This is a genomic window from Coleofasciculus sp. LEGE 07092, assembly GCF_015207375.1.
In the GTDB taxonomy this organism is placed as follows: domain Bacteria; phylum Cyanobacteriota; class Cyanobacteriia; order Cyanobacteriales; family Coleofasciculaceae; genus LEGE-07092.
The window spans coordinates 1-4,816 of record NZ_JADEWY010000226.1 but is presented as its reverse complement, the minus strand read 5'-3'; the positions used below and the strand labels follow the sequence as shown (position 1 = coordinate 4,816).

General features: G+C 46.2%; 4 protein-coding genes and 1 pseudogene. 1 reads left to right on the top strand and 4 read right to left on the bottom strand.

Annotated features, from left to right (window positions below):
• Nucleotides 1-281, top strand: a pseudogene (locus IQ257_RS28760) (M56 family peptidase); the annotation flags it as partial.
• Nucleotides 282-661: 380 nt separating this feature from the next.
• Here IQ257_RS28760 and IQ257_RS28755 read toward each other — a convergent pair.
• The 4 genes from IQ257_RS28755 to glpD form a co-directional block, all read right to left on the bottom strand.
• Nucleotides 662-1,123, bottom strand: a complete 462-nt coding sequence (locus IQ257_RS28755) for a hypothetical protein (protein ID WP_193878499.1) — start codon at nucleotides 1,121-1,123, stop codon at nucleotides 662-664.
• A 171-nt stretch (nucleotides 1,124-1,294) separates the two neighbouring features.
• Entirely contained in the window at nucleotides 1,295-1,645 is a 351-nt protein-coding gene (locus IQ257_RS28750; protein WP_193878498.1) for a hypothetical protein, read from the bottom strand.
• 115 nt (nucleotides 1,646-1,760) lie between these two features.
• On the bottom strand, nucleotides 1,761-2,777 hold the full coding sequence (locus tag IQ257_RS28745) for an NAD(P)H-dependent glycerol-3-phosphate dehydrogenase (RefSeq protein ID WP_193878496.1): 1,017 nt from the start codon (nucleotides 2,775-2,777) through the stop codon (nucleotides 1,761-1,763).
• 147 nt (nucleotides 2,778-2,924) lie between these two features.
• Nucleotides 2,925-4,616, bottom strand: coding sequence for a glycerol-3-phosphate dehydrogenase (gene glpD / locus IQ257_RS28740; RefSeq protein WP_193878494.1), 1,692 nt, complete (start codon nucleotides 4,614-4,616; stop codon nucleotides 2,925-2,927).
• Between the last annotated feature and the right edge of the window lie 200 nt (nucleotides 4,617-4,816).

Genomic DNA, 4,816 nt, shown 5'->3' with positions numbered 1-4,816 from the left:
AACTATTATTATTGCGAGAAATCCGAGCCGATCAATGGGCAGCAGAACAAGTCGATTTTTTACTGTTAGCAGAATCCTTGCTCATGGTGGTGAGTGCGCCGCTGATGCATTCTGAAAGTTTCTGTGCCGCTTTTAGTTGTGCTGCACCTAAAAATCGCCTAGAGGAACGAATAGAGGCACTCTTAGCTGAAACTCACTTACCACAACCCCCTAATTGGTACTCGTTGATGTGGCTGTTATTATCATTGTTTCCACTGATAGTTGTACCCTTTCATCAGTAAAAAGGGAGTAGGGAGTGGGGAGATGGTTAATATCAAATCCGGTTTAATTAGGGCTTGCTGAATAAGTGCCTTGGTGAGGGTAGGGAACTGCTTAACAGGGAACAGGCAACAGTTTCACCCCCCTATCTCAGATAGATTATGCAATAGCATCCTCCAAAAAGGCTAGGATTTTCAGCATCTAGGTGCAAAAACCTTGCACTTTATTCACTTTTAATCGTCCTCTAACCCTTAATGTATGAGGGTTTCCAGTTTGTGCAGCAAGCCCTAATTAGCCACACTGTACGATAAACAAAAACCCTGTAGAAAAGAGAATGCAGCGCGAACAAAGAACTTAATATCCATTTTTTAAGGAAGATAGGGAGTTTTACGCAAGAAGGAAATTACTGAACAACAAATTCAATTTGATTGACCTGTTCATATCCAGAAATGTTGTGATAGCGAATACGCAGCTCTCCAACAGATCTCATGCTGTTATTTTCATTGACTCGCCTGATCTTCAACCTTATTGTTCCTCCATTAGGCAGTAATGCTCTTACTCCTTGTTCACTCTCCAAGTCTGGTATCATACCCGTCGTGCTATCGGGAGCAACCGAGTTTCTGTCAGCTATCAAATGAAATTCTCGAATTGCCGTTGTTCCTGCTTCCCTTAGGCGAATCCTTAGGCGAATTGAGTCCGGCAAATTTTGAGGGACAGAAATAGCTACTCTTCTAATAGAAGGAGCGTTAGTAGGCTCAGAAGCTTCTAATACTGCTCTCAGTTCCTCTAATCCTCTTCTAGTTCCAATAGGAGCCCTAGTAGTCGGTGCTCCTTGAGCATCTGTAATTTTCTCTGAGTTTTGCATTTGTGCTTGCCCTGCTTGACGAGAAATGCTTGGCAGATCTAAAAATATATAACGTCTCTACAAATGTGTTCATTCAACCGGATTTGATGTAAGCCCTTAAAAATCCCCTTGTCTCCGCGTCTCCGTGTCCTCTTCATCTCCTTGTCTCCTGTCTCCTGCAACCCACTCATTTCAATGGTGCTGATGAGAATCACTGGGGTTCATGTCCTGCATGGGAAGAGAATGATTTTTTGGCTGAAATTGAGAGTCTTCAGCCCCGATGGGAATGCGTATATTTCCCATGCCCATCGAACCAATACTAACCAGCCCCATCGTCTGAAAACCAACGGCTATCGTCCCCATAGAAACTAGCCCAGCAGAGATGATTCCCATCGCTACAGAACCAAGAGACAACACTCCCATCGGCACAACCCCAATAGAAACTATCCCCATCGGCACTACACCGATAGAGATAATTCCCAGTGGAGCAATTCCTATTGATAAGAATTCTGGTTTGTGATTACGAAAAGGGGGCTTAGACATTGGAAAAAGGCTTATAATGTTCGGCTCTTGATTTTGGCAAAACAGCAAGCATCTGTCAAAAGACAGGCTGTCAAACTTTCTGCTCGAACAGATAAGCCTCTCAGAATTTCCCCCCCTAGAACAGGTCGCAAAATTCGGGCTTTAAATCCCGTTCCATTAGCGCTTCAACTGCCTGCTGCGGAGTAATTTTATTATTAAGTAGGCGATAAACTTGTCGAGAAATGGGTACAGGAATTTCCTCTCGATTGGCAATCTCAATCAGCACATTAGCTGTGTTCACCCCTTCAGCCGTACTTTGCAATTCTTCCAAAACTTGCTCCAAGGTTTTCCCCTGTGCCAAACCGTAACCGACTCGATAGTTACGACTGAGCATACTGCTGCAAGTGGCTAACATATCACCCAAGCCCGACAATCCAAAGAAGGTTTCCGCTTGTCCTCCCAAGTGAGTGCCAATGCGAATCATTTCTGTCAAAGCACGGGTAATTAAAGCAGATTTGGCATTCGTACCCAGTTGTAAACCATCACAGACACCAACAGCGATCGCAATTACGTTTTTCAACGTCCCCCCCAGTTCGGTGCCAATGGGATCGGGACTGGTATAGACACGGAAGAGATTAGATGAAAAAACAGTTTGTACTGCTTCGGCTGCTGCCATATTTTTACTAGAAACTACCGTTGCTGCTGGTAATTTTTGCTCAATTTCTTTCGAGAGATTGGGACCTGAAAGCACAACGATCGGATGATTGGGAAAGTCTGCTTCCCAAATTTGGGACGGGGTGCGGGTGGTGGTTGGATCTAACCCCTTCGTCGCGGTAACAATTGCAACGTGGGCAGGCAAACCGATTTTTTGAATTTTAGCAGCAGTGCTGGCAACCCCCTTCATCGGAATGGCGGATATGATCATATCGACACCCGCTAAAACTTCCTCTAAACTCTGGTCACTGCGACGAGACCACAAACGTATTTCATGGTCATTGTGCTGTGCTAAGGTTGCCAAACCCACACCCCAAGCCCCAGTCCCTAGAATTGCTAGGGTTGCTTGTTCAGCTTGTCCCTTTTTAAACGATTTAATGGTTTGGTTGACATTGGTTTGGGTTGAGGTAGATTCAGAATTCGTGAGGTCACTCACCATGGCTTTTATTTGAACTCAAAAATTTGAAAAACTGATGAAGTGGAAAGGATGAAGGATGAAGTGTCGGTTTATTTGAGAACAAGCTTTCACCTGTTGAAAATAATAGCTTGTTTTTCATTTTTCATCCTTCATCCTTTAATTGAGATTTTATCGGGTAACTTTCTCAGCTTCCTTGCGTTTGGCAATCACATAATCGGGAATGCAATTGGCTTCCATGTAAGCCCGATAATTTTCGACTTGGCGATCGCACTCTTGTGAAGTCCAACCGCAGTACCGAGACAGAGTTTGAGTCAGCACAGGCAGCAAGTCTAAGCCATAATTGGCATACATCGCTAAGAACGTGCGGCGGCGAAGAATATCAACCAACGTCTGGGCAAACTCTGACCGGACAGCATAGATAATCTGAGCCTTAATATCCGGCAATCCCGGTAGGATTTCTTCTGCCAATTCTGGCTCCTCATCCGTTAAGGCTAAAATCTCCAGCGCCCTGGCACCGTAGACTGAAAACAGGTGATGAACCACTGCCAAGGGTAAGGAGGTGCGATAGTCTTGGAGTGCTTTTTCAAGACGGGAATCACTGGGCAAAATTGCTCCCGGTAAGGGTTTGTTGTCAGTCGAACAAGGCGGTGCTGAACCTCCCAGTTTTCGGTAAACCTTCTCCACCATTTCTTCTCCGACTTGGCGATAGGTTGTAATTTTGCCGCCAATCAGGGAAATTAAATTCTCTGCTCCCTCGGAGGTGTGGTCATGGAGGATGTGGCTGCGAGTCACACTGCCTGGAGCTTTGCCTTCTTCATTGGGCAGGGGACGAACACCAGAGTAAGTAAACTTGACATCTTGACGGGACAACTGAGCGGTGGGAATAATCCGATTGGTTTCGGTTAGTAAATAATCAATTTCGTCGTTGTCCGCTTTAATCCTGTCGAGGTCGCCATCGTATCGTAGGTCAGTTGTGCCAATCAGGTATTGTCCCAACCAAGGTACGATAAAGAAGGGACGACCGTCTGTCTTAGCTTCCACATACAAAGCCGTTTCCGGTGCGCCTGGGAAGGGATCGACGATAATGTGACTGCCTTTTGTAGCACCAATTTTTTGCTCTTTACCAATGGGAGCTGATGAGCCGCTTTCAACTCCTGACTCTAAGATTTGATCAACCCAAGGTCCAGAAGTATTCACAACCACGGAGCGATCGCTACCTCGTAGCGTAAATTCCTCACCCGTCAAGCAATCTTTGCAAGCGATCGCTGTAATTCGATTTCCCTGGCGCTGCAATTGAGTCGCTTCTACATAGTTGAGTACCGTTGCCCCTGCGTCTTGGGCTGAGAGGATATTCTCTAAAGCCAAACGCTCGGCATAGGCGACCTGACCATCATAGTATTGCGCCCCACCCGTTAAGCCATCGGGGTCGATATGGCGAAATAGCTGCTTAAATTTTTGCTTCGGCAGCATCCGGTGAGGAGGCAGGGTTTTGTCAAAACTAAAAATGTCATAGAGGAACATCCCTGCCTGGATTTTCCAATAGGGACGAGAGCGATCGCTATAAATGGGAATAGTCAGCAACAGGGGTTTGACCAAGTGGGGGGCTGTACGCAGGAGAATTTCTCGTTCCCGCAACGATTCCCGCACCAAGGCAAATTCAAAATATTCTAAGTAACGCAAACCCCCATGGACTAATCGTGTTGACCAACTGGTCGTGCCACCGCAGAAGTCGCCCTTTTCCAGCAAGATAGTTTTGAGACCCCGCAGAGCCGCATCTCTGGCGACGCCAGCACCATTAATGCCACCACCAATGATGATTAAGTCGTAGGTTTCGCTCTGGATGGTTTGAAAATCTCGCATGATCCAGTTCTAGTAACGTCAACTTCCACAGTAGTCGCGGCAGCGACAAAAACAACTAGTTTAAGTTGTAAAAATTTGACAAACCCTTGTTGAGCTGTCGCACCCTTTTGGAAAGGGGATGGGGGAATGGGAGGGCAAGGGGACAAGGAGATTTTTGAGGTGTTACTCTTCTCCCTAGCACCCCTGCACCTCTGCTCCCC